The sequence below is a fragment of the Stenotrophomonas mori genome (assembly GCF_023556335.1).
GTDB lineage: Bacteria > Pseudomonadota > Gammaproteobacteria > Xanthomonadales > Xanthomonadaceae > Stenotrophomonas > Stenotrophomonas mori.
The window spans coordinates 1,510,448-1,533,136 of the sequence record NZ_JAIKTS010000001.1 but is presented as its reverse complement, the minus strand read 5'-3'; the positions used below and the strand labels follow the sequence as shown (position 1 = coordinate 1,533,136).

Annotated in this window: 24 protein-coding genes; 7 read left to right on the top strand and 17 right to left on the bottom strand. The window is 70.4% G+C overall.

What is annotated here, in order from left to right; all coding sequences use genetic code 11:
* Positions 1 to 161: 161 nt before the first annotated feature.
* The 4 genes from K5L01_RS06920 to K5L01_RS06905 all read right to left on the bottom strand — a co-directional run bounded on the left by K5L01_RS06920 (position 162) and on the right by K5L01_RS06905 (position 6,515).
* Complete coding sequence (locus tag K5L01_RS06920) at positions 162 to 2,150, bottom strand: M2 family metallopeptidase (protein ID WP_250063146.1); 1,989 nt, start codon at positions 2,148 to 2,150, stop codon at positions 162 to 164.
* Positions 2,151 to 2,245: 95 nt separating this feature from the next.
* Positions 2,246 to 3,901, bottom strand: coding sequence for a phosphoethanolamine transferase (locus K5L01_RS06915; protein WP_250063144.1), 1,656 nt, complete (start codon positions 3,899 to 3,901; stop codon positions 2,246 to 2,248).
* A complete protein-coding gene (locus K5L01_RS06910) occupies positions 3,898 to 4,662 on the bottom strand; it encodes a phosphatase PAP2 family protein (RefSeq protein ID WP_250063142.1) in 765 nt (254 codons plus the stop codon). The genes K5L01_RS06915 and K5L01_RS06910 overlap by 4 nt, the downstream gene beginning before the upstream one ends.
* A gap of 101 nt (positions 4,663 to 4,763) precedes the next feature.
* Positions 4,764 to 6,515, bottom strand: a complete 1,752-nt coding sequence (locus K5L01_RS06905; protein ID WP_425603842.1) for an ArnT family glycosyltransferase — start codon at positions 6,513 to 6,515, stop codon at positions 4,764 to 4,766.
* Between the two features lie 123 nt (positions 6,516 to 6,638).
* Here K5L01_RS06905 and K5L01_RS06900 point away from each other — a divergent pair, with 123 nt between their 5' ends.
* On the top strand, positions 6,639 to 7,331 hold the full coding sequence (locus tag K5L01_RS06900) for a response regulator transcription factor (RefSeq protein WP_250063518.1): 693 nt from the start codon (positions 6,639 to 6,641) through the stop codon (positions 7,329 to 7,331).
* Positions 7,328 to 8,605: a sensor histidine kinase gene (locus tag K5L01_RS06895; protein ID WP_250063138.1), complete on the top strand. Its 1,278-nt coding sequence runs from the start codon at positions 7,328 to 7,330 to the stop codon at positions 8,603 to 8,605. The genes K5L01_RS06900 and K5L01_RS06895 overlap by 4 nt, the downstream gene beginning before the upstream one ends.
* Positions 8,606 to 9,276: 671 nt before the next feature.
* On the opposite strand, the gene K5L01_RS06890 is transcribed toward K5L01_RS06895, so the two are convergent.
* Genes K5L01_RS06890 through K5L01_RS06870 form a run of 5 tightly spaced genes read right to left on the bottom strand, consistent with a single transcriptional unit; the run spans position 9,277 to position 12,261 of the window.
* Positions 9,277 to 9,765 carry a hypothetical protein gene (locus K5L01_RS06890; RefSeq protein WP_250063136.1) on the bottom strand — a complete coding sequence of 163 codons (489 nt, stop codon included), beginning with the start codon at positions 9,763 to 9,765 and terminating at the stop codon, positions 9,277 to 9,279.
* Positions 9,766 to 9,806: 41 nt separating this feature from the next.
* Positions 9,807 to 10,064 (bottom strand): cell division topological specificity factor MinE, encoded by a 258-nt coding sequence (gene minE / locus K5L01_RS06885; RefSeq protein WP_250063134.1) that lies wholly within the window; start codon positions 10,062 to 10,064, stop codon positions 9,807 to 9,809.
* A 2-nt stretch (positions 10,065 to 10,066) separates the two neighbouring features.
* Entirely contained in the window at positions 10,067 to 10,876 is an 810-nt protein-coding gene (minD, locus tag K5L01_RS06880; RefSeq protein WP_250063132.1) for a septum site-determining protein MinD, read from the bottom strand.
* Between the two features lie 34 nt (positions 10,877 to 10,910).
* Positions 10,911 to 11,666: a septum site-determining protein MinC gene (minC, locus tag K5L01_RS06875; protein WP_250063130.1), complete on the bottom strand. Its 756-nt coding sequence runs from the start codon at positions 11,664 to 11,666 to the stop codon at positions 10,911 to 10,913.
* A gap of 4 nt (positions 11,667 to 11,670) precedes the next feature.
* Positions 11,671 to 12,261 (bottom strand): GNAT family N-acetyltransferase, encoded by a 591-nt coding sequence (locus K5L01_RS06870; protein WP_250063128.1) that lies wholly within the window; start codon positions 12,259 to 12,261, stop codon positions 11,671 to 11,673.
* Between the two features lie 149 nt (positions 12,262 to 12,410).
* Between K5L01_RS06870 and K5L01_RS06865 the strand changes: the two genes are divergently transcribed.
* The 4 genes from K5L01_RS06865 to K5L01_RS06850 all read left to right on the top strand — a co-directional run bounded on the left by K5L01_RS06865 (position 12,411) and on the right by K5L01_RS06850 (position 16,356).
* Entirely contained in the window at positions 12,411 to 13,610 is a 1,200-nt protein-coding gene (locus K5L01_RS06865; RefSeq protein WP_250063126.1) for a sensor histidine kinase, read from the top strand.
* A complete protein-coding gene (locus K5L01_RS06860) occupies positions 13,610 to 14,251 on the top strand; it encodes a response regulator (protein ID WP_250063124.1) in 642 nt (213 codons plus the stop codon). The genes K5L01_RS06865 and K5L01_RS06860 overlap by 1 nt, the downstream gene beginning before the upstream one ends.
* A gap of 442 nt (positions 14,252 to 14,693) precedes the next feature.
* Complete coding sequence (locus tag K5L01_RS06855; protein ID WP_250063122.1) at positions 14,694 to 15,836, top strand: polyketide cyclase; 1,143 nt, start codon at positions 14,694 to 14,696, stop codon at positions 15,834 to 15,836.
* Between the two features lie 151 nt (positions 15,837 to 15,987).
* On the top strand, positions 15,988 to 16,356 hold the full coding sequence (locus K5L01_RS06850; protein WP_250063119.1) for a DUF423 domain-containing protein: 369 nt from the start codon (positions 15,988 to 15,990) through the stop codon (positions 16,354 to 16,356).
* 147 nt (positions 16,357 to 16,503) lie between these two features.
* On the opposite strand, the gene K5L01_RS06845 is transcribed toward K5L01_RS06850, so the two are convergent.
* The 8 genes from K5L01_RS06845 to K5L01_RS06810 all read right to left on the bottom strand — a co-directional run bounded on the left by K5L01_RS06845 (position 16,504) and on the right by K5L01_RS06810 (position 21,268).
* Positions 16,504 to 17,022, bottom strand: coding sequence for a hypothetical protein (locus K5L01_RS06845; protein WP_250063117.1), 519 nt, complete (start codon positions 17,020 to 17,022; stop codon positions 16,504 to 16,506).
* A gap of 91 nt (positions 17,023 to 17,113) precedes the next feature.
* Positions 17,114 to 17,908, bottom strand: coding sequence for a M15 family metallopeptidase (locus K5L01_RS06840; RefSeq protein WP_250063115.1), 795 nt, complete (start codon positions 17,906 to 17,908; stop codon positions 17,114 to 17,116).
* A 217-nt stretch (positions 17,909 to 18,125) separates the two neighbouring features.
* Positions 18,126 to 18,632: a PH domain-containing protein gene (locus K5L01_RS06835; RefSeq protein ID WP_250063113.1), complete on the bottom strand. Its 507-nt coding sequence runs from the start codon at positions 18,630 to 18,632 to the stop codon at positions 18,126 to 18,128.
* A 76-nt stretch (positions 18,633 to 18,708) separates the two neighbouring features.
* Positions 18,709 to 19,506 (bottom strand): CPBP family intramembrane glutamic endopeptidase, encoded by a 798-nt coding sequence (locus tag K5L01_RS06830; protein ID WP_250063111.1) that lies wholly within the window; start codon positions 19,504 to 19,506, stop codon positions 18,709 to 18,711.
* Positions 19,507 to 19,629: 123 nt separating this feature from the next.
* On the bottom strand, positions 19,630 to 19,797 hold the full coding sequence (locus K5L01_RS06825; protein ID WP_250063109.1) for a hypothetical protein: 168 nt from the start codon (positions 19,795 to 19,797) through the stop codon (positions 19,630 to 19,632).
* Positions 19,794 to 19,976, bottom strand: coding sequence for a type II toxin-antitoxin system antitoxin (locus K5L01_RS06820; RefSeq protein ID WP_250063107.1), 183 nt, complete (start codon positions 19,974 to 19,976; stop codon positions 19,794 to 19,796). Before K5L01_RS06820 ends, K5L01_RS06825 begins: the two co-directional genes overlap by 4 nt.
* Complete coding sequence (locus K5L01_RS06815; protein WP_250063105.1) at positions 19,973 to 20,260, bottom strand: hypothetical protein; 288 nt, start codon at positions 20,258 to 20,260, stop codon at positions 19,973 to 19,975. The genes K5L01_RS06820 and K5L01_RS06815 overlap by 4 nt, the downstream gene beginning before the upstream one ends.
* A 126-nt stretch (positions 20,261 to 20,386) precedes the next feature.
* Entirely contained in the window at positions 20,387 to 21,268 is an 882-nt protein-coding gene (locus tag K5L01_RS06810) for an SPFH domain-containing protein (protein WP_250063104.1), read from the bottom strand.
* A 120-nt stretch (positions 21,269 to 21,388) separates the two neighbouring features.
* On the opposite strand from K5L01_RS06810, the gene purT reads away from it, so the two are divergent.
* Positions 21,389 to 22,573: a formate-dependent phosphoribosylglycinamide formyltransferase gene (gene purT / locus K5L01_RS06805; RefSeq protein ID WP_250063103.1), complete on the top strand. Its 1,185-nt coding sequence runs from the start codon at positions 21,389 to 21,391 to the stop codon at positions 22,571 to 22,573.
* The last annotated feature ends 116 nt before the right edge of the window (positions 22,574 to 22,689 follow it).

Sequence of the window (22,689 nt, the reverse complement as noted above, 5' to 3'; positions counted from 1 at the left end):
GCCGGCCTGCGCATCGCCGGGAGAGGGCCGGGGCGGGCAACCGGCCAAGGGTTTTTGCGAGACACCACCCGCATCCCCGGCTCGACCCGCGGTGCGTGCAGGAAGCAGGAAAAGCGAAGGGCGCCCTCGGGCGCCCTCCGTCTCCCCGGTCGTGCCGGGCCTTACGGTGCCGTCGGCTGCGCCGTAGTGGCGGTACCGGCCTGCCAGCCGCAGGTCCGGCCTTCGTTCTGCTGCTTGAGCCATTCCTGCAGCGGGGCGAAGTAGTCCAGCATCGGAGCGGCATCGAGCTCCTCGGTGCCGGTCAGCTCCTTGAGGGTGGCCTGCCACGGCTGGCTGGCGCCCTTGCCGAGCATGGCCCAGTACTTCTGGCCGGCGTCCTTGTTGCCGTAGAAGGTGCACTGGTTGAGCGGGCCGGTATGACCGGCGGCATCGCACAGGCCCTTGTAGAACTGGTACTGCAGGATGCGCGCCAGGAAGTAGCGCAGGTACGGGGTGTTGCCCGGCACGTGGTACTTGGCGCCGGCGTCGAAGTACTCTTCGCCGCGCGCGCTGGCCGGGGCCACGCCCTGGTACTGCGCCTTCAGCTCCCACCACTTCTGGTTGTACTGGTCGGGCGTGATCGAGCCGTCGAACACGCCCCAGCGCCAGCGGTCGATCATCAGCCCGAACGGCAGGAACGACACGCCGCTCAACGCCATGCGCATCTGTGCATTGATGGTGGCCTCGCGGCTTTCCTGCGGCTTGTCGACCAGGCCGATGGAATTCAGGTATTGCGGGGTCATCGCCAGCACGATGGTGTCGCCGATGGCTTCGTGGAAGCCGTCGTTGGCACCGCCCTGGAACAGCGGCGGCAGCGGGTTGTAGGCCAGGTCGTAATAGATGTGGCCCAGCTCGTGGTAGATGGTGGTGAAGTTCTCTTCGGTGGGGGTGATGCACATCTTGGTGCGCACGTCCGGGCCGGTGTCCTTGCCGTCGCCGCCCATGTTCATGTCCCAGGCGCTGGCATGGCAGACCACGTTGCGGTCCAGCGGCTTGATGAACTGGGTGTTCTGCCAGTAGCTGTCCGGCAGCGTCGGCATGCCCAGGGACACGTAGAAGTCCTGGGCGCGCTCGGTCATCTGCCGGGCGGTGGCCAGCTCGGCCTCGCGCTGGGCGCGGAAGCGGGCAGCGACGTCGGCGTTGCCGTCGAGCTTGCGCAGGGCCGTGCTCAGGTTGCCCTGGTGCTGCTTCTCCAGCGCGGCGGTGATGTCCAGGCTGCCGGCACCGGGGTAGGGCTGCAGCTGGTCCCACAGGTTGCTCCAGTCCTGCTGCCACATGTTGCCGGTCAGGTGCGCGGCGATCAGGCCGCCGTCCACCTCGGCCTTGTCCTTGCCGTAGGTCTCGTCGAGCCTGGCGCGGGCGTAGCAGTGCAACTGCTCGTACAGCGGCTTGACCTGCTCCCACAGGCGGTCGGTTTCCGGCCCGACCTGTTCGGCGGGCATGTCGTAGCCGCTGCGCCACATCTGCCCGGCATCGCTGTAGCCGAGTTCGCGGGCGCCTTCGTTGACCAGTTCCACGAAGCGCTGGTAGGGCTGGCGCGAGGCCACGGCGGTGGCATGCCAGCCCTGCCAGGCATCGAGCTGCTTGGCGTAATCGTGCGAGCGCGCCAGCACCTGCTCCAGCTCGCCGAGCTGGCGGCAGTTCTGCGATGCGCCTTCGCCGGTGCAGTAGGTGCCGGCGCCGTAGTCGCCCTCCAGCCGGGTGGCGATGGCGGCCAGTTCGGACAGCTTGGCCGGGTCGCGCGGGGCCGGCATGGCGGTCATCAGCTTGAGCAGGTGCAGGGCACGCCGGGTGTCCTCGCTCATGGGCTGGCCTTCGTAATGGCCGGCCTGTTCGATCCAGCCGTTGAGGGTGGTCAGCCAGCGCTCGTTGGCCTTGGCCGCGACGCGCGCGGAATCGTCGTTGATGTAGGTGGACGACAGCCACTGCGCCGAGGTCATTTCCGGGTACATGGCCTTGTACTCGGCGTTGACCCGGGCGACGAACTGGTCGGCGCTTTCCGCGCGCGCGGCCGAGGCGGCGTCGCCGGTGGCGGCGTCCTTCTGGCAGGCGGTCAGCGACAGCAGGCTGGCGCTCACGGCGAGGGCCAGCAGCAGATGACGGTGTTTCACGCGATTCCCCGGTGGTGATGGACCGGCGGAAGGCTAGAGGGCGGCGGCGGCGCCGGCAAGTGGCCAAGGTCGGCGGCCACCGGCGGAGGCCCCGTTCAGCTGCCGCAGCCGGCGAACAGGTCGCGCTCGCGCTGGTAGACCCCGGTGCCGACCTGCATCAGCCCGAGCACGGACGGGAACAGGTTGTCATGGTCGCTGCGCTGCCGCGCGCGGGCCCGCAGGCAGGCCAGGTCCAGTCCGCGTGCGGCCGCGAAACCGGGCGAGAACCACATCGTCATCGGTACCCGGGTCTGTTCCGCAGGGGCGATCGCGTAGGGCATCCCGTGCAGGTACAGGCCCTTCTCGCCCAGCGATTCGCCGTGGTCGGACAGGTAGATCAGGGCGGTGTCGTAGTCATCGAGGCCGCGCAGGGTGGCGATGGTCCGGGCCAGGAAATGGTCGGTGTAGCGGACCGCGTTGTCGTAGCTGTTGACGATCTGCGCGCGGCTGCACTTGCCCAGGTCGGGGGTGTCGCAGGTGGGCGCGAACTGGCGGAACTGCGCGGGGTAGCGCTGGAAGTAGCTCGGGCCATGGTTGCCCAACTGGTGCAGGACGACGACGCGGTCGCCCGGCCTGGCGCGGACCTGGGCGGCCAGGTCGTCGAGCAGGATCTCGTCCATGCAGCGGCCGTCGGCGCACAGGCCGGGCCGGGCGGCGTCGCCCAGGCGCTGGATCTCCAGGCCGTCGCAGACGCCCTTGCAGCCGGACTGGTTGTCGCGCCACAGGGTGGCGATGCCCGCATGCTCGAGCACATGCAGCAGCGACTGGTGCGAGCGGATCCTGGTTTCGTCGTAGTCGTGGCGGCCGTAGGGGGAGAACATGCACGGCAGCGAGACCTCGGTGCTGGTACCGCAGGCGTGCATGTCGGGGAAGTTGATCACGTCGGCCTGCGCCAGTTCCGGCGTGGTTTGCCGCTCGTAGCCGTTCAGGCCCCAGTTCTGCGCACGCACGGTCTCGCCGATCACCAGCACCAGCAGCCGCGGGCGGCTGCCGGCGGCGCGCGGCGTGGTGCGGGCGTCGGTGCCCAGCGGCTGTTTCGGGGCACGCTTGATCGGGTGGGCGCCGGCCAGGTTCTGCTTCAGGGCCACCAGGTAGTTCACCGGCGTGGCCAGGTAGCGGACCTCGCGGTGGTTGCGCATCAGCGCGGAGAGGTCCTGGAACGCGCCCAGGGTGGCGATGCCGGTTGCCGCGGCCACGCCGGCCAGCAGCAGCAGGCGCCGCAGCAGGGCGCGGCCGCGGCGCGCAGGCCGCAGCCGCAGGCGCCACAGCAGCGCGGCCGGGATGAGCGCCTGGAACAGCAGCGGCGCCAGCAGGGCCGGGGTCAGCAGTTCGCGCGACTCCTTGCGATCGGTGGCCAGGACGTTGCGCAGCATGTCCGCGTCCAGGTAGACGTTGAAGCTGTCCATGTAGTGGCTGGCCAGCGCGGTCGCGACCAGCAGCACGGTCAGCAGCGGCTTGGCGTTCCAGCGCCACAGCAGCAGGCCGAACAGCAGCGCGTGCACGCCCACCAGCAGGGCGAACAGGGCCAGGGCGAACGCGGGGTCGCCGGGATGGCCGGCCATTGCGCTGCGCCAGAACGATCCGTTGCTGGCCAGGGCGAAGAACGCGCTGGCGGCCAGGATCAGCGTTTCGGTGGAGACCGTCGGGCGCCAGTGGCGCAGGCGGGCGATGCGGTCCGCGGGGGGCGGCAGGGAGGAAGCGGCGATGGTCATGCCGGCTCCTCCATCGTGGGGGCCACGGCCGGCGCCGGTACCACCAGCGGCAGGTAGAGCAGCACTGCCGTACTCCAGCACAGGGCCAGCGTGGCGACGTCATGGGACAGGAAATGCGCACCGCGCAGCTGCTGGGCGATGCCGAACACCAGGCCGGTGGCGAGCGCGACGCCGAGCGCCCGGCCGCGCCAGCGTGGCCTTGCCTGCAGGGCGAAGAAGTACAGCGCCACCCAGGCGTAGCCGGCACTGGCATGCCCGGCGGGAAAACAGGCCGCGGCGCCGAGCGTGGCCGGGCGCGGCTGGAACAGCCCGACGAACGGGCGCCCGCCGCCGTAGCGCTGCAGGTCCCAGGGGCAGTCCAAGCCGGTCAACGGCTTGAGCAGTGCCACGCCGCCGGTGGCCAGGCCCACCGCCAGCAGCAGGTACAGCAGCGGCGCGCGCAGCGCGCGCCAACGGGGATCCAGGCAGGCCCGCAGCAGCGCCAGCAGCACCAGCAGCGACGCCAGCACGCTCAGGTTCTTGCCGCCGCGGTGGATCAGCTGGCTGGTCCACCAGGCGTCCTTCAGCGCCCAGCGTCCGCCCTGGCCGCGGTAGAGCAGGTCGGCCAGCCACTGGTCGCCGTTGCCGGCCATCAGCAGCGTGCCGGCCAACAGGGCCAGCAGCAGGGGCGTCAGCAGGTGGCGGCGGAGGAAACGACGGCGGACGACGGCGCGGCAGGCGCGCGGCGTCTGGAGAAGACAGGTCGGGGAGGTGGCTGACACGGAAGCGGTACGCCATCGGCTGGGAATGGCGGCATGGTCGTTTCCGGTTTGTCGGAGAGCGGTGGGAGGGGCGTGGGAAAGCCGTTAACCGCGTGGCCGGTTCAGTCGTCGTTGGGCGCCGCCACCGCGGCCGGCAGGTGGCCCTGGCCGGCCGCCACGCAGGCGGTGTCCAGCGCGGTGCCGGGCAGCAGCCGCCAGTGGTTGCGGTTGGCGCTGCCGATGTCGACCACCCGGGCCGGATCGACGCACGCGCTCATCGCGTCGTCGAGCACGAACAACCAGCGCCGTGCCGGGTCCGCGGCCACCCAGTGCGCGGCCAGCCGCCATTGCGCGTCCAGTGGCCGCTTGAAGCCGAAGTCGGTGGCCTGGGGGCGGGTCTGCAGCAGGTTCTGCTCGCGCCAGCCGATCATGCCCAGTTCGGCGTCCGCGCCGATGTGCCGGCGGGTACGCTCCATCACCTGCGAGGACGAGCTGTAGGGGTCCAGCGCGGGCATCGCGCCCAAGCCGTACATCATCCACAACAGGGCGGTCGTGGAGACCACGGCCAGGCCCGCCCGCCGCTGCCGCAGCAGCGCGGCCAGCAGCCCGGCGGCCAGTGCGAAGCCGAGCAGCCAGCCGCCGATGCGCGGCACCACCGCCAGGTCGATGGCGCGCTTGAGTGCGTAGCGCTGCGCCCAGCCATCGCCATGGAGGGCGCCGACCCCGGCCATGAGGGCCACCGCGGCCAGCACCAGCACGTAGGCCAGCAGTGCCCGGCGCACGCCGGTGCGCCGCAGCAGGCCGGGCAGCAGTGGCGCGGCCGCGACCGCCAGGGCCGGCAGCATCGGCAGGATGTAGACCTCGCGCTTGCCCGGGCTGGCACTGAAGAACAGCAGGACCAGCAGGGCCCAGCCCAGCAGCACCACGTAGCGCGGGTCGCCGCGGCGCAGGCGGCGCCACCAGGCCGGCAGCAGCCAGGGCAGCAGCAGGCTGCCCGGCAGCCATTGGGCGGCGATCACCTCCAGGTAGTACCAGAACGGTTGGTGGTGGTGCCAGGCGTTGGCGTAGCGGGTACCGGTCTGCTTGAACAGCAGCTCCTGCGCGTAGGACTGCAGGGCCGGATCGGACTGGCGCAGCAGGGCGATGCCCAGCGGTGCCAGCCACACCAGCGTGCCGGCGACGAACAGCGGCAGGACCAGCCACCAGCCCCAGCCACGCCCCGCGCCGCGGGTGTCCGGGTGCCGCCAGCGCCAGGCCGCCCAGGGCAGCAGTGCCAGCAGCGGCAGAAAGCCCACGCCCTTGGTCACGGTGCCGACGCCGGCGGCGAACGCGCCCAGCGCCAGCAGCTTCCAGTCCGGTCCCAGCAGCAGGTGCCGCAACAGCGCCCACAGCGACAGCGTGGTCATGCCCACCAGCACCATGTCGATCTGTGCGCGCTTGGCCATCAACCCGAACTGGATGCAGACGAACAGGCCCAGCACCGCATAGCGCGCCACGCGCCGGTTCCACAGCCGCCGCGCCAGGTCCCAGACCAGCCACAGCGTCAGCAGCGCGGCGAGCAGCGAGGGCAGCAGGAAGGCGATCTCCCAGTCGCCGAGCAGCCTGTAGGTGGCCGCCTGGATCCACATGAAGGTCGGCGGCTTCTCGGCGTACAGCTCGCTGCCGCGGTGCGGCAGCAGCCACTGCCCGGTCTCCACCATCTGCCGGGCGGCCAGCACGAACCGCGGCTCGTCCGGGGGAGAGGGCTGGCGCAGGCCCAGCCCGGCCAGCAGGCTGGCCACGATCAGGGCCGGCAGCAGGAACCGGGAGGCGATGGCGTGGAGGCGGGATGGACGCACGCGGGGCTCGCTTGGGAACGGTGGGCAGCGGATCATCGCCCGCCGCCTGTTGGAAGGGTGTCGTGGTGGCATTGTCGCCTGTTCCGACATCGCTCCGACCGCGATACAGCTACGATGTGCGCGAACTCCCGGCCCCGGGACGTGTCCTGGTCCTCGCGCATGCGGCTGCTGGTCATCGAAGACAATCGCAACCTGATCGCCAACCTCTTCGACTACTTCGAGGCACGCGGGCATGTGCTCGACGCCGCGCCGGACGGCGTCACCGGCCTGCACCTGGCCGGCACCCAGCCCTACGACGCGATCCTGCTGGACTGGATGCTGCCGCGGCTGGAAGGGCCGGAGGTGCTGCGGCGGCTGCGCGAGGAATACCGTTCGGAGGTGCCGGTGATCATGCTCACCGCGCGCGACGAGCTGCCCGACAAGATCGCCGGTTTCCGCGCCGGCGCCGACGACTACCTGAGCAAGCCCTTCGCGCTGCCGGAGCTGGAGGTGCGGCTGGAGGCGGTGCTGGCGCGCACCCACGGGCGCAACCTGCGCCGTGCGCTGGAGGTGCACGACCTGCGCCTGGACCTGGCGACGCTGGAGGCCCAGCGCGCCGGGCGTCCGCTGCACCTGTACCCGGCCTGCCGCAAGCTGCTGGAAGTGCTGATGCGCGCCAGCCCGGCGGCGGTGCCGCGCGACCAGCTGGAGTACGCGCTGTGGGGCGATGAACCGCCGGACGGCGACATGCTGCGCTCGCATATCTACGAGCTGCGCCGCAGCGTCGATGGTCCCTTCGCGGAAAAACTGCTGCATACCCTGCCGCGGGTGGGCTACCGGCTGGGCCTGCGCGCCACGGCGGACGGGGAATGAAACGGCGGCCGCTGCGGCGCAAGCTGCTGGGCTGGCTGGCCAGCTACCTGGCCCTGCTGACGGTGGTGCTGTTCAGCGCCGCCAACTACGTGCACGAACATGCCGAGCACTCGGTCTGGCGCGCGCTGCTGGATTCGGAACTGGACAGCGTGCTGGCCAGCAAGCGCGAGGACCCGGATTACCGCTGGCAGGATTCGGACACCCTGCACTTCTTCGGCGAACGCGAGGCGCGCGAGGTGCCCGCGGCACTGGTGGCGCTGGAGCCGGGGCTGCACGACGGCATCCGCCTGGGCGGCCGCCGGAGTGCGGTGATGGTGCGCCAGACCCCCGACTTCGGGCGCGTCGCGCTGGTGCTGGACATCACCGATTTCGCGGCGCTGGAGCGCTTCATCACGCGCTGGGCGATGCTGGTCGGCGCGGTCATGGTGGTGGTCACGCTGGCCATGGTGTGGATCGGCGTGGGACAGCTGGTGAACCCGCTGGCGACCCTGATCAAGGACATCGCCGGGCTCAAGCCCGGGCGCAGCGACCAGCGCCTGCAGGTGGCCGCCCGCGCCAGCAGCGAGCTGGAGGTGATCGCCGATTCCCTCAACGACTACCTGGAGCGCAACGCGCGCTTCGTCGAACGCGAGCGGGCCTTCATCAGTACCGCCAGCCACGAACTGCGCACGCCGATGGCGGTGATCTCCGGGGCCGTGGAGCTGGCGCTGGAGCAGCCGGACCTGCCGCCGCGGGCGCGCCAGCAACTGCAGCGGGTGCGCGGCACCACCGCCGGCGTGGAGCAGCTGATCCAGCTGATGCTGGTACTGGCACGCGACCCGGCGCGGCTGGCGCTGCGGGCCGAGCCGCTGGCACTGGACGAGCTGCTGCCGGAGATCGTGGACGACCATGCCTACCTGGCCGTGGGCAAGGAGCTGACGGTCCGCCTGGAGGAGACGGCGGCCTGCACGATCCTGGCCCCGGTGGGGGTGGTGCAGTCGGCAGTGGGCAACCTGCTGCGCAACGCGCTGGAGAACAGTGCGCGGGGCGTGATCCGGGTAACGCTGTCGGCGCGCGCGGTGGTGACGATCGACGACCCGGGCGATGGCATGAGTCCGGAGGAGGTCGCCGCGGCCTATGCCAGGATCGCGCGCGGCGAGCGCGGCATGCGCACCGGGATCGGCCTGGAGCTGATCGGGCGCCTGTGCGAGCACCTGGGCTGGAAGCTGGACATCCACTCGGGCACCGGACGGGGAACCCGGGTCATCCTGGACATGGGTGCTTCGCTGCCATGACGGCGGCAGACCGTGCATGGCGCGGCCCACCGCCTTGCTGACGGGGCGCTGGTCGACTCCCGGTGGGCGTTCCCCGGCAAGGCCCCAGCGGGGCAGGGCCCCGCTCTACGAGAGGAGAGGGGGGCTGTAGCGCCGGGCCGTGCCCGGCGGCTTTCCCCGGCAAGGCCCCAGCGGGACAGGGGCCCGCTCTACGAGAGGAAGGGTGGTCCGTAGCGTCGGGCCACGCCCGGCGGCTTTCCCTGGCAAGGCCCCAGCGGGGCAGGGCCCCGCTCTACGAGAGGAAGGGTGGTCTGTAGCGCCGGGCCATGCCCGGCGGCTTTCCCCGGCAAGGCCCCAGCGGGGCAGGGCCCCGCTCTACGAGGGGAGAGGGGGGCTGTAGCGCCGGGCCATGCCCGGCGGCTTTCCCCGGCAAGGCCCCAGCGGGGCAGGGCCCCGCTCTACAGGAGGAGAGGGTGGTCTGTAGCGCCGGGCCGTGCCCGGCGGCTTTGCCCGGCAAGGCCCCCAGCGGGGCAGGGCTCTGCGCTACTGGCGGGGCTGGGCGGGCAGGCCGCGCTCGGTCAGCCATTGCTTCGCGTCTTCCGCATTCTGCTCGAACCGCGCCAAGCGGGCCTGAAGGCGCCGAGGATGTCTGGCGCGTCGCCACGCGCCGGGGTCATACCGCGCTTGCGGCTTTACGCCTCGAGCAGGCCGCGCTCGGTCAGCCATTGCTTCGCGTCTTCCGCATCCTGCTCGAACCAGGCCCGGGTGGACCCCAGCCGGTAGGTATAGCCCCAGGCGTCCATGTCGGCCATCAAGCGCGTGCTGCCGACGCCGGGAAGCTGCGCGGCCAGCACGATCTGCAGGTAGCAGGTGGCGTCTTCCTCGGGCACCGAGTCGGTGGCGTCGGTATGCACCTGCGCACGGCGCTCGGGCGGCAGCACGATCAGGTGGCAGGCTTCGTGCAGCATCGAGTGCACGGGGGTGTCGGCGCGCGCGTAGACGTCGCTGGCGATGATCCCGGCCTCCGGTTCGCCCCAGTAGCTGCCGGGGATCGGCTGCCCGTCCGCGACCCGGTTCAGGCGCAGGCCGTGGCGTGCCAGCAGGGCAGCGGCCTCCTCCCAGGCGATGTCGCCCAGGCACAGGATGGCGGCGCCGGGTGCGGGTGGGGAGGACAGGGACATCGCGGTCGACAGGCTGCCGGGGCCGGAGCCCCGGGGCAGGATCAGCCCTGCGGCCCTTCGGGCAGGGCCACGGAAATGTCGAGCACGTCGTGCTCGCCGTCCTTGACCAGGTCGACCTTGACCGCATCGGCGTCGATGTTGACGTACTTCTTGATCACGTCGAGCAGTTCGCGCTGCAGCAGCGGCAGGTAGTCGGGGCCGCCCCGGGTGCTGCGTTCCTGCGCGATGATGATCTGCAGGCGGTTCTTGGCGGTCTCGGCGGTGCTTTTCTTGGCCTTGAACAGGTCGAATATTCCCATCGTCAGCCTCCGAACAGCTTGCTGAAGAAGCCCTTCTTCTCCACGGAAGTGAAGCGCATCGGGCGCTCCTCGCCAAGGATGCGGCCGACCGCGTCCTCATAGGCCTGGCCGGCCACCGACTCGGTGTCCAGGATCACGGGCTCGCCCTTGTTGGAGGCGTTGAGCACGTCGCCGGATTCGGGGATCACGCCGATGGCCTTCAGCCCCAGCACTTCCTCGACGTCGCCGATGCTGAGCATCTCGCCGCTTTCCACGCGCGGGGGGCTGTAGCGGGTCAGCAGCAGGAAGGCGGGCACGTCCTTGCCGAGCTCGGCGTTGGCGGTCTTGGAATCGAGCAGGCCGATGATGCGGTCCGAGTCGCGCACCGAGGACACTTCCGGGTTCACCACGACCACGGCGCGGTCGGCGAAGTACATCGCCAGGAAGGCGCCCTTCTCGATGCCGGCCGGGGAGTCGCAGATGACGAAGTCGAAGCCGTCGGCGGCCAGGTCCTTGAGCACCTTCTCCACGCCGTCCTTGTTCAGCGCATCCTTGTCGCGGGTCTGCGAGGCGGCGAGCACGAACAGGTTGTCGAAGCGCTTGTCCTTGATCAGGGCCTGCTTCAGCGTGGCCTCGCCGTGGACGACGTTGACGAAGTCGTACACCACCCGGCGCTCGCAGCCCATGATCAGGTCGAGGTTGCGCAGGCCGACGTCGAAGTCGATGACCGCGACCTTCTTGCCGCGGCGCGCGAGGCCGCAGGCGATGCTGGCGCTGGAGGTGGTCTTGCCCACGCCGCCCTTGCCGGAGGTGACTACGATGATTTCAGCCAAAGGATTTCTCCTGAATGATTCGGGGTGGGCTGCGTCAATCCAGCGCAGCGATCATGATCTGGTCCTGTTCCAGCCAGACCTGCACGGCCTTGCCGCGCAGGGTGTCCGGGATATCGTCCAGTACCTTGTAACGTCCTGCAATCGCGACCAGTTCAGCATGGAAGTCGCGGCAGAAGATGCGTGCGCCGGTATTGCCCTGGGCGCCGGCCAGGGCGCGGCCGCGCAGGGTGCCGTAGATGTGGATGCTGCCGTCGGCGATCACCTCGGCGCCGGCGCCGACCGTGGCCAGCACGGTCAGGTCGCGGTTGTCGGCATACAGCTGCTGGCCGGAACGGACCGCGCCCAGCTGCATGCGGCCGGGCTGCGCCACGGGTGCGGGCGGCGGTGGCGGGACCGGCGCGGGCGCCGGCGCCGGGCGCGGCGCGGCGGGGGCCGGGGCGCCGTCGGCGCGTTCGTACTGCGCGCGGAACTTGGCCAGCAGCGGCAGCCCGAGCTGGACGGACAGCTGCTCGATCTCGCTGGTGCCGTAGGCCAGGGCCACCGGCAGCACGCCGGCCGCACGCAGTCCGTCGAGCAGTGCCTGCGCGGTCGCGGTATCGGGCGGGCGGCTCAGGCCGCCGAAGTCGAGGATGACCGCGGCGCGCCCGAACAGCTTGGGCGCGCGCGCCACGCGCTCGCGCATCTCCTGCACCAGCCGCTGCACATCGAGGGTGCGCACGCGCAGGTTGGCGATGCCCACCTGCCCGATCTTGAGTTCGCCCGCCTGTTCGTAATCCGGATTTGCTGACATGTATTCAGGTTCCCGTCGGCCGCGCTGCGAGCGGCCGCCGTGTGTGGCCCACCCAAGGAACGTCGGGCAGGTTCTCGCCATAGGTTTCCTTCACCCAGCCGTAGCTGCACAGGTCCTTGAGCAGCATGCTGGCGCGCACGTCGACCTCGGGCATGGTGTTCTGCCCGACCTCGCGGAAGCCGAAGCTGCCATGGAACAGCAGCGCGGCATCGGCGCCATGGTCGAGGAACACCTCGCAGGCCATCTGCGGGTAGCGCAGTTCCGCGTAGCTCTGGGCATCGGCATAGAACGCGCGGCCGACACCGCCGCCGCGGCGGCGGCTGGCGACCACGATGCGGTCGATGTAGAAGAAGCTCGGGTAGCGCTGCTGGAACCAGGCGAAATTGCAGCTGTCGTGCTCGCTGTCGCTGCCGTAGCCCACCAGGAAGCCGGCCATGTTGCCGTCGCGTTCGGCGATGCGGAAGTACTCGGCGGTCTCGTAGAACCGGCGGATCTTGGCGGCATCCAGCGGCAGGATGGCCAGGCCAGCGTTGTTGTTCAGTGCCAGGACGGAATCGAGCTCGTGCTCGCGCACGTCGCGGATGACAATCGACATTGTGACTCCGTGGGGTGAAACGGTCGGCCCCGAGCGGGTAAAGGGGCTGGCCGGCGATTATCGCATGGCCTGCCGGGAGCCGGCGAGCGGCAGCCAGGCATGACTTCCGTCGGGGGCCGGGAAGGCACCGCGCTCCTTACCATGCCCGCATGTTGGGATATCTCAGCCATACCCGAGTCCTGCGGCTGGCCGGCCTGTTTACCTGGGGCCTGGTCAGCCTGCCGTTGCTCTATACCCAGTACGCGCCGGCCGAGGGCGAGCCGCCGCCGAGCCTGGGCGAGGCGACCTGGCTGCTGGCGGCCTACCTTTCCTTCGGCGGCTGCTACTTCTGGCTGACGCGCGGGCTGAACGCCGGCGGCCACACCAACTGGTACGACCGGCTGGCGCTGCTGGTGCTGACGCTGTCGGGCCTGGCGGTGAGCTACCTGAGCGTCACCGGGCTGGGGAGCATCCTGCTGATGGTCGCCGCGGGCGTGATCCCGTGGCTGCTGAGCAAGCGGGTCGGCATCGTCTGGCTGGTGCTGAGCCAGCTGGCGGTGCTGCCGGTCTACAACCTGATCATGGGCCTGCCGCTGTTCGAGGCGTTGCTGCAGTCGCTGCTGTATGCGGGCTTCTCCATGTTCATCTTCGTGACCAGCCTGGTGGCACGGCAGCAGACCCAGGCCCGCGAGGAGCAGCGCCGGCTCAATGCCGAGCTGCGGGCGACCCGGCTGCTGCTGGCCGAGAGCGCGCGGGTCAACGAGCGCACCCGCATTTCCCGCGAACTGCACGACCTGCTCGGCCACCACCTGACCGCGCTCAGCCTCAACCTGGAAGTGGCCGGGCACATCACCGAGGGCCAGGCGCAGGAGCATGTGCGCCAGGCGCACACCCTGGCCAAGCTGCTGCTCACCGACGTGCGCGAGGCGGTCAGCCAGCTGCGCGAGAGCGGGGCGATCGACCTGGCCGCGGCGATGCGCCCGTTGGCCGAACGGGTGCCGGCGCTGGACATCCACCTGGACATGGACGACCCGCTCAGCGTGGAGGACCCGGAGCGCGCCCATGTGCTGCTGCGCTGCACGCAGGAGATCATCACCAACGCGGTGCGCCATGCCGGCGCGCGCAACCTGTGGATCCGGGTCGAGCGGGCGCAGGACCGGATCGTCATCGATGCCCGCGATGATGGCGTCGGCAGCGACCAGGATGCCATCCTGCCCGGCAATGGCCTGCGTGGCATGCGCGAGCGGCTGGCGCAGCACGGCGGCGACCTGGAGGTGGCGACCTCGCGCGGCGGCGGCTTCCGTCTTCGCGTCTCGCTGCCGGTGGCAACCGATATGATGCTGGCCTCCGGGCTGCAAGGAGAGGAGTGATGATCCGCGTCTGTCTGGTCGACGACCAAACCCTGGTGCGGCAGGGGATCCGCTCGCTGTTGGCGCTCGACGATGGCATCGAGGTGGTGGCCGAGGCCACCGATGGCCGCCAGGCGGTGGAGATGATCCCGGAGGTGGCGCCGGACGTGGTGCTGATGGACATGCGCATGCCGGTGATGTCCGGCCTGGAGGCGCTGCAGACCCTGTCGCGGCTGGGCCAGCTGCCCCCGGCCATCATCCTGACCACCTTCGACGACGACCAATTGGTGCTGGCCGGACTCAAGGCCGGCGCCAAGGGCTACCTGCTCAAGGATGTGACCCTGGAGCAGCTGGTCGGGGCGATCCGCACCGTGGCCGACGGCGGCTCGCTGGTGCAGCCGGCGGTGACCCAGCGGCTGCTGTCCGGGCTGGAGCACATGCGCAACGAGTTCGTCAGCCTGGACCGGCCGGATCCGCTGACCGACCGCGAGACCGAGATCCTGCGGCTGATGGCCTCCGGGTTCTCCAACAAGGAGATCGCCAATTCGCTGGGCGTGGCCGAGGGCACCATCAAGAACCACGTCTCCAACATCCTGAGCAAGCTCGGCGTGCGCGACCGCACCCGGGCGGTGCTCAAGGCCTTCGAGTTGCAGCTGGTATGAGCGGTGCGCTGCCGGTGCCCGGCACACCGTGGCACGCCAGGCATCCGCCGGCCGCACGCAGTGCTGGACGCGGCCGCGGCCGTCCGGTTCCGGGCGGGCCTGGCAGGCGCAACCGCGCCCGCGCTGCCCGGGCATTGCGGACCTCCCGGGGGACGAACGGCGCCCGGGTCTCATTTCCATTGAAACCAATCAGTGTCTGGTGCGGAGGCGGCAAGTGAAGCGACAATATTTCCCGTCCCGGCCCGTTCCTGGCAGGGCAATCGCACGGCATCGCACATGGTTGTGGAGGTGATGCGCTACGCTTGAAGCGCTTCAGCCAGCATGCCCGTATCGGTCACGGAAACCGGTGCGCCAAATCCGTCAACAACCTGCGAAAAGCCTGATAGGATGGGGGCTTCGCTTCAATCAACCCGGCCGTGGGATCGGCCCCGGAGACTCCTGAATGACCCGTATTATCGAGTTCCTGATCGCCTTGGGGATCGTGGCTGGCCTGTTCGTCGTCATCGGCGTCTGCCTGCCCGGCGAGCGCCATATTTCCGAAAGCATTGAAACCAACCGCAAGATGACGATCGTGTACGACACGGTCAACAGCCTGCGTCGGTTCAAGGACTGGAACCCGCTGGTGCTGCGTGACAAGGGCATCGAGCTGAAGTACAGCGGCCCGGACGCCGGCAAGGGCGCCCGCATGGACTACGCCTCCACCGACGGCGCGCTGGGCAAGGGCAGCTGGGAGATCACCGACAGCGAAGAGAACAAGCGCGTGGTGATCGCGATCGAGGACCAGAGCAAGGGGCGTGACAAGGTCACGACCTTCACCCTGGAACCGACCGGCAAGAACGACCGCAACGTCAAGATCACCCAGGAGTACTCGGTCGACTACGGCTTCGACCTGTTCGGCCGCTATGCGGGCCTGTATGTCAGCCGCCACATCGGCGACGACATGAAGATGGGCCTGTCGCGGATGGCCAACATGCTGGCGACGGTGCCGAACGTGGACTACCGTGCCGCCGAAGCGCCGTTGACCGACCTCAAGCTCGTCGACGTCCCGGCCGAGGACCTGCTGGTGGTCAACGCCGGCAACATCGACCGCAGCAACGAGAGCATCCGCAAGTCGATCCAGGACAACCAGGAGTGGATCAAGCGTGCGATGGATGCCAACGGTCTGGAAGCGGCCGGTCCGGTGCGCATCGTGACCACCGACTTCGGCGCCGAGAAGTATGCCTTCGACGTGGCCCAGCCGGTCCGCAAGAAGAGCGGCGCCGCGGCGGGCGACAAGAAGGACGGCGACGCCGACAAGGACGACAAGGCCGAGGCCCCTGCAGTCGCCGCGGCCAACGGCGAGCTCGACGTCAAGATCCCGTCGGGCAACCCGGTCACCTACGTGCACACCAAGGAACATCGTTCGGCGTTCGCCTCCTACACCGGCCACATGGCGGGTCTGGACGTGGCCCGCAATGCCCTGCGTGCCTGGGCGACCACGGCCGGCCATGAAGTGGTCGACCGTCCGTACGAGTCGTGGGAGGGGGGCGTCGAGAAGGCGTTCACCACCGACGGCACCTACGACGTGTACTGGTCGGTCAAGTAACCGCCCTGTCGCGAAGGATGAAGCGAGATACAGAAAACGCGCCGCTCCTGCGGCGCGTTTTTTTTGGGGCCGGCGGCCCGCGGGGGGCGGGGTTTGCCGCTGCGGGTGGCCTGGGGCCACACTAGGGCGGTCGCTACGCGGGGGAAGAAGGATGCTGGGGGAAAGAAGGGCACGCAAACCGTCGTTGCTGGGGGTCTGTGGGGGACTGTTGGCCGCGGCCGCGGTGGGCCTGTCGGCCTATGCCGCACATGCGGCGGACGGGCCGTCGATGCAGTCGCACCTGGACACTGCCGCGCTGTACGCCTTCGGTCACGGTGCGGTGCTGGCGGTACTCGGGCCGACCTCGTTGAACCGCTTCGCGCGTGTCGCGCTCTATGTGCTGCTGCTGGGCGTGCTGCTGTTTTCCGGCAGCGTGGCAGGCGGTGCGCTGGGACTCTGGCCGACGCGGCTGGCGCCAGCCGGAGGGACCGCGCTGATGGTGGGCTGGGTGATGTTGGCGCTCAGCGCATTGAAGCGCTAGCGCGACCACCACGGTAGGGACGCGGGGTCGAACCGCCGCCGGTGGCGGAGCCGGTGCGCCGGCCCATGGGAACAGGGGCGCGGATGCACCGACGGGCAGGTAGCGATCAGCCTGAGCGTCCCTTCTGGGCGGGGGGTACCGCCGGGTTCATTCGTCGTCGGGGAGTGCCGGAGCCGGGGCCGGATGCCGGGGCGCTCCACTGAACGCGGGGTCGTCGGCCAGCGACCTGCGCGGGGCGGGCGGGGCGCGCCGCCAGTTCCTGACGAAGCGGTGGTAACGGTAGGTGGCGGTCATCGCCCGGAAGTAGAAGATCGTGAACAGCAGCCCGAACACCAGGCCGTCGAACTGGCCGACGGCCAGCAGGAGCAGCTTCGGCAGCACCGACATCAGTACCATGAACGTGGCGGCGGTACGGCTGCGCTTGTAGATGCCGAAGGCCAGCACCGCGATGACCACCAGGTCGATGAAGAAGGCCGCCGCCCCTTCGGGCCTGTTGTTGGCCAGGTGGTACAGGGCGATGAGCAGGACCAGCACCAGGGCGACGCAGGCGGCGATCCAGCCTTGGCGGATCGGGCCGGTGATGCTGTCGGGGACATCGCGTTCCGGTGGCGTCGGGAGCGGTGCCACCGGGGTGGCGGGGCGTTCGTAGGGATTGTGTCCGTCCATGGAATCCTCTCTTGTGTCCATTGCGGGTAAGCGCTGCCGGGCGCCTGCGGACGGGCGTCGTGCCCGTCATCGCCGGCGCCGGCGGGGGTCATCAGGTTCCCCGCCAGCACCAGTGCCACGGCTCGTAGACGATGCCGTGTGGATTGTCGCGAGGGTAGCTCATGTGGAAGCCAGCGTCGCCGGCGTGCGCCCGCAGCCAGGCGAAGGCCGGGGTGCGCTCGAACGATTCTTCCGCCGGCGGTTCGCCGGGCGTGCCGATGTCCAGCGCGTTGCCGCCGTGGTGTTCGCTGTAGCCGGGCGCCGCATTGACGGTGAGGATCTCCGCCACGCTCAGTCCGCGTGCGCGCTTGCGCTCGAAGATGCCCAGTTGGTAAGCATGGCTGCGGTAGCCGGAGACCGCATCCAGCACGATGCCGTCCGCGGCGGCGGCGGTACGCAGGCGCCGCCAGGCATGCGCGGCGGCACGGGTCAGCCACAGCGCGCGGCGGTAGCGGTCCAGGCCGGCGAAGCACAGCCAGGACGGCTCGGCGACCAGCGACAGGCCGCTGGCGTCGGCATAGCCTTCGTCCAGCCCGAGCCGGTGCAGGTGTTCGTCGAGGCGGTCCAGCGGCAGCAGCGTTTCCGCGGGCGTACCGCGGCGGCGGAGCGGATCGTCGAGACGCTGCAGCGCGGCGTCGATGCCGGGCTCGCGGGCGAGGCGTTCGACCATCGGCATCAGCCCTTCCGGCAGCAGCGCCGCCAGGTAGCGGCCGTCCTGCTTGCGCCGCAGGACGGTGCGGGCGCGGGCCAGCAGGCGTGCATCGTGGCTGCTGCGCGCGCGCAGCAGCCCCCCCGGCCACAGTTCGATGTCGGGGGTGTTGAGCAGCAGGCGGGGGGCGGTGCGCATGCGGCCAGCTTGGGGGATCGCCGGCGGGTTGTCGATTGCCTGGACGGCGCACGCCGCCGGCGTCCTGCCGTGGAGGCATAGTGCGGCGCGCGCCCTCCCGCGTCATCGGCCGCATGCGTGGCCGGCGACGCGTCCTTGCTGGCTCGACGGAGAGCCAGCAGAGGGCGGGGTTCTCCGCCGGCGCTCCAGGTCCGCCGCCGCTGCGGCAGTCGCCGGTCTACGGTGCCGGTTTGCCGGCCCGCTGTTCCAGGGCGGCGAGCAGGGCGCGTGGCTGTTCGGGTGAGATCAGCACCCGTGAGCCATCGCGCAGCGGCAGCGACAGCACGCGGCTGTGGTCGGTGATCAGGCAGAACGCCTTGCCCCCGTCGCGCATGCGGTAGTGGCCGGAGCGGAAGCCGGGCAGGCCGTAGCCGTTGGTCTTGAGCGCCGGCTTCAGCTCGCCGTGTTCGGCCAGGTCGACGATGCGCGCGCTTTCCAGCCGCAGCGAGCCGATGGCGACGGTCCGGGTATAGAACGTGGAGCGGATGGTCAGCCCGGCGTCATCGAGCGTGATGCGCCGGCGCAGGTAGGCCAGGCTCACCGCCACGCCGGTCAGCGACACCAGCGCCGGGCCGAGCCACGCGCGGGCGCTCGCCAGATATGCCAGTCCCTTGTCGCCGAGCATCACGGCCAGCGGTCCTCCGATGGCCGCCAGCAGGATCGCCCACAGGATCAGCATCGGCATGCCGGTGGGCGGGGCGACCGGATGGTCTTGCGGTGTCGGTGATGGGGCTGTCATCAGGGGAATGCCTGCAGGAAGGTCATGGCGCGGCTGCGCTCAGCAGCGGCGCAAGCATGTGCAGCACGAGGTCGGCGCTGAAGTGGGCGAGCATCGCCATCTCCAGCCCCCGGCGCCAGTAGAGCCAGCCGCAGACGCCGCCGACCAGCGCGTTGAGGACGAGGGTACGCAGCACGACGATGGTGTCCAGCCCCCACAGGTGCGCGGCGGCCGGGAGGTGGCCGGCACCGAACAGCACGGCGGCGAGCACGAGGGCGATGCGGAAGCCGGTATCGCCGGGCAGGCGCCGGCGCAGCCGGGCGGCGACCCACAGCATCAGCGTCATCAGGAACAGGCGCAGCTGCAGTTCCTCGACGATGCCGCCGTAGAGCGACGCCAGCAGGCCGGTGAGCGCGGACAGGCCGGCGGGGGTGGCCTTCGGTGGATGGACCATGGGAGGCAGCCACGGGTCGATCCAGTGCGCGCCCAGCAGTACCAGCGCGCCCGAACCGATGCCCAGCAGGAGGGCCTGCGACACCGCAGGCCGTGGCAAGGTCTCCCCTTCCGCGCCGCACGCGCGCTGCAGCCACGGGGCGCCGAGGCCGAGCCGGTGGCCCATCCGCAGGCCGGCCAGCGCCAGCGCCCCGAGCAGCATGAACGCCTGCAGCGACTGTGCGGCCGCCAGCAGGGGAAGCGGCAAGGGCGCGTGCTCCAGCGTCTCCGGCATCAACTGCAGCAGGTAGGGGAATAGCACGGCCGTGGCCAGTGCCCCGGCCAGGCCGAGCACCGCCGCGGCCTTCAGGTCGACCCTCCACGGTGGCGTGGCCATGGACAGGGTCATGACCGGGCTGGCATCCGGCGGGGGAGCAGGCCGGCGTCGCGCCGGTCGGGCTGTGGGACGGCCGGCCCGCCCGCCGTGGCCACGGTCGCACTGCCGAAGATCCCTGCCCGCCGGCACGCCATCTCAGGCCGCCTTCTTGAAGACCAGGGCGGGCGTGGCATGCGCCGCGCTGCCCCGCTCCCCGCCGAGCCGTCGCGGCCGGTCGCGTTCCTCCCGCAGCGTTCCGGCCTTGAACCCGCCGGACATGCCGGGCTCCAAGCTGACGAGAAGGTGCGTCCCCTGGGCGCTCATGGGGCGTCCCCGCGGGATGTATCGTCCGGTTTGGGGAGCCGACCGGCCTTGCGCAGGGCATCGCGGATCACATACTCGATCTGCGCGTTCAGGCTGCGCAGTTCGTCATCGGCCCAGCGCTGCGCCGCCGCCAGCACGTCGGCGTTGATGCGCAGCGGATAGGCTTTCTTGGCATTCACCGCCGCGGCGTCCCCGCCGGCGCGCGGCGCAGGTGCAGGACCAGGGAGATTCCCAGCGCGTTGATGGCCAGTACCAGCACGGTGATCACCGCGTAGGTGCCGGTCCGGTGGCCATCCGCCAGGTACAGGGCGAGGGCGCCGACGAACAGGCACAGCGCGATCAAGGCCCAGCGCAGCCCCAGGCCGCGGGCCTGGGGGCTGCCGTCGCGGCTGCTCCAGGCGGCGACGGCGAGCGCCGGCAGGCCGGTGACGGCAATGACCAGCGACGCGGTCACGGCATCCATGAAACCTCCTTGGTAGTGCTTCCGCGGCCCGGGGAGCCGGGCCGCGCGCGGTGTGCGGACCGGCCGGGCAGGCCGGCGGCGGGGACAAGGGCCGCCTGCGTGGCCGGCAGCGCCCTCACCATCGGCTCAGTACAGCGAGCCGGCGTTGACCACCGGCTGGGTGCCGCGGTCGGAGCAGAGCACGGTGAGCAGGTTGCCGACCATCTGTGCCTTGCGCTCCTCGTCCAGTGCCAGCAGGCCGCTGTTCTGCAGTTCGGCCAGGGCCATCTCGACCATGCCGACCGCGCCGGCGACGATGCGCTGGCGGGCGGCGATCACCGCATTGGCCTGTTGCCGCTGCAGCATCGCCTGGGCGATCTCGGGCGCGTAGGCGAGGTGGCTGATGCGCGCGTCGAGCACCTGCACGCCGGCATTGGCCAGGCGCTCGGCCAATTCGTCCTTCAGGTGCTGGGAAATCTCGCTGGCATGACTGCGCAGCGACAGCTGGCCGTCCTCGTGCGCATCGTAGGGGTAGCTGGTGGCCATCGCGCGCAGCGCCGACTCGGACTGGATGTGCACGAAGCTCTCGTAGTCGTCGACGTTGTAGACCGCCTCGGAGGCATCCACCACCTGCCACACGATGACCGCGGCGATCTCGATGGGCGAGCCTTCCAGCTCGTTGACCTTGAGCTTGCCGCTCTCGAAGTTGCGCACCCGCTGGCTGACCTTCTTCTTGGTCAGGAACGGGTTGTTCCAGCGCAGGCCGTTCTCCTTGACCGTACCCACGTACTTGCCGAACAGGCTCAGCACCGCGGCCTGGTTGGGCTGGACCATGTACAGGCCGCAGCTGACGAACAGGCCGACGGTGAGCAGCACGATGCCGCCGAGGACCAGCAGCCCGCCGCCGCCCACGCCGGACTTGGTCAGCACGATCGCGCCGATCAGCGCGCCGATGCCGGCCAGCATCAGCAGCAGTGCGCCGAGCAGGGTGGAGATGCCGGGCAGGGAGTCGAGGGACTGCTCTTTCATCGCGTGTCATCCAGGGTGTTTGAATGGAAGATATCAAATTGATATCAACATGCAAGTGCCGTTGCCGGGAGGCCGGCTGGCTAGAATGTGCGGCCCTCGACTCCCGCCTGGACCCGTGCGATGACCACTCTCGGTACCCCGCTGTCTCCTTCCGCCACCCGCGTACTGCTGCTCGGCTCGGGGGAACTGGGCAAGGAGGTGGCGCTGGAACTGCAGCGCTTCGGCGTGGAGGTGATCGCCGCGGACCGCTACGCGGACGCGCCGGCCATGCAGGTCGCGCACCGCCGCCATGTGATCGACATGCTCGACCCGGCCGCGCTGCGTGCGGTGATCGCCAAGGAACAGCCGCACCTGGTGGTGCCCGAGATCGAGGCCATCCATACCCAGACGCTGGTGGAGCTGGAAGCCGCGCAGGGTCTGCGGGTGATCCCGACCGCGCGCGCCGCGCGCCTGACCATGGACCGCGAGGGCATCCGCCGGCTCGCTGCCGAGACCCTGGGCCTGCCGACCTCGGCCTACCGGTTCGTCGACACCGAGGCCGAATACCGCGCCGCGGTGCAGGCCATCGGCCTGCCGTGCGTGGTCAAGCCGGTGATGTCGTCCTCGGGCAAGGGCCAGAGCACGGTGCGCGGCGACGCCGATATCGGCGCCGCCTGGGAGTACGCGCAGACCGGCGGCCGGGCCGGTGCCGGGCGCTGCATCGTCGAGGGCTTCATCGATTTCGACTACGAGATCACCCTGCTGACCGTGCGCCACGCCGGTGGCACCGCGTTCTGCGATCCGGTCGGCCACCTGCAGAAGGACGGCGACTACCGTGAGAGCTGGCAGCCACAGGCGATGTCGGCCAGGGCGCTGGCGCGTGCGCAGGAGGTGGCGCGCGCGATCACCGACGACCTGGGCGGCTGGGGCGTGTTCGGCGTGGAGCTGTTCGTGAAGGGTGACGAGGTGTGGTTCAGCGAGGTCAGCCCACGTCCGCATGACACCGGGTTGGTGACGCTGGTATCGCAGGAGCTGAGCGAATTCGCGCTGCATGCGCGCGCCATCCTCGGCCTGCCGATCCCCGCGATCCGCCACCATGGTCCGTCGGCGTCGTGCGCACTGTTGGCGCAGGGCAATGGCGTGCCGTTCTTCAGCAACGTTGCCGAAGCACTGGTGCGCCCGGATTCGGCGCTGCGCCTGTTCGGCAAGCCGGTGGTGCAGGGCCAGCGCCGCGTCGGCGTCACCCTGGCGCGCGCGTCCGATGTGGACCAGGCCCGCGCCATTACCCGCGAAGCCGCCGCGGCCATCGGCATCGCGCTGCGCTGATGCCCCTGTAGAGCGGGGCAACGCCCCGCCGGGGCTGCCCGGCCAGGCCTTGCCGGGCAGCCCCGGCGCTACCGCGGTGCAGCCCCCCGTCGCGTTTGTAGAGCGGGGCGTTGCCC

Coding starts and splice junctions, on each gene's coding strand:
- K5L01_RS06915 (WP_250063144.1), bottom strand. CDS start 3,901: ATGACCATCGCCGCTTCCTCCCTGCCGCCCCCCGCGGACCGCATCGCC.
- K5L01_RS06905 (WP_425603842.1), bottom strand. CDS start 6,515: ATGATCCGCTGCCCACCGTTCCCAAGCGAGCCCCGCGTGCGTCCATCC.
- K5L01_RS06900 (WP_250063518.1), top strand. CDS start 6,639: ATGCGGCTGCTGGTCATCGAAGACAATCGCAACCTGATCGCCAACCTC.
- K5L01_RS06895 (WP_250063138.1), top strand. CDS start 7,328: ATGAAACGGCGGCCGCTGCGGCGCAAGCTGCTGGGCTGGCTGGCCAGC.
- K5L01_RS06890 (WP_250063136.1), bottom strand. CDS start 9,765: ATGTCCCTGTCCTCCCCACCCGCACCCGGCGCCGCCATCCTGTGCCTG.
- minE (WP_250063134.1), bottom strand. CDS start 10,064: ATGGGAATATTCGACCTGTTCAAGGCCAAGAAAAGCACCGCCGAGACC.
- minC (WP_250063130.1), bottom strand. CDS start 11,666: ATGTCAGCAAATCCGGATTACGAACAGGCGGGCGAACTCAAGATCGGG.
- K5L01_RS06870 (WP_250063128.1), bottom strand. CDS start 12,261: ATGTCGATTGTCATCCGCGACGTGCGCGAGCACGAGCTCGATTCCGTC.
- K5L01_RS06865 (WP_250063126.1), top strand. CDS start 12,411: ATGTTGGGATATCTCAGCCATACCCGAGTCCTGCGGCTGGCCGGCCTG.
- K5L01_RS06860 (WP_250063124.1), top strand. CDS start 13,610: ATGATCCGCGTCTGTCTGGTCGACGACCAAACCCTGGTGCGGCAGGGG.
- K5L01_RS06855 (WP_250063122.1), top strand. CDS start 14,694: ATGACCCGTATTATCGAGTTCCTGATCGCCTTGGGGATCGTGGCTGGC.
- K5L01_RS06850 (WP_250063119.1), top strand. CDS start 15,988: ATGCTGGGGGAAAGAAGGGCACGCAAACCGTCGTTGCTGGGGGTCTGT.
- K5L01_RS06845 (WP_250063117.1), bottom strand. CDS start 17,022: ATGGACGGACACAATCCCTACGAACGCCCCGCCACCCCGGTGGCACCG.
- K5L01_RS06840 (WP_250063115.1), bottom strand. CDS start 17,908: ATGCGCACCGCCCCCCGCCTGCTGCTCAACACCCCCGACATCGAACTG.
- K5L01_RS06835 (WP_250063113.1), bottom strand. CDS start 18,632: ATGCCGATGCTGATCCTGTGGGCGATCCTGCTGGCGGCCATCGGAGGA.
- K5L01_RS06830 (WP_250063111.1), bottom strand. CDS start 19,506: ATGACCCTGTCCATGGCCACGCCACCGTGGAGGGTCGACCTGAAGGCC.
- K5L01_RS06825 (WP_250063109.1), bottom strand. CDS start 19,797: ATGAGCGCCCAGGGGACGCACCTTCTCGTCAGCTTGGAGCCCGGCATG.
- K5L01_RS06815 (WP_250063105.1), bottom strand. CDS start 20,260: ATGGATGCCGTGACCGCGTCGCTGGTCATTGCCGTCACCGGCCTGCCG.
- K5L01_RS06810 (WP_250063104.1), bottom strand. CDS start 21,268: ATGAAAGAGCAGTCCCTCGACTCCCTGCCCGGCATCTCCACCCTGCTC.
- purT (WP_250063103.1), top strand. CDS start 21,389: ATGACCACTCTCGGTACCCCGCTGTCTCCTTCCGCCACCCGCGTACTG.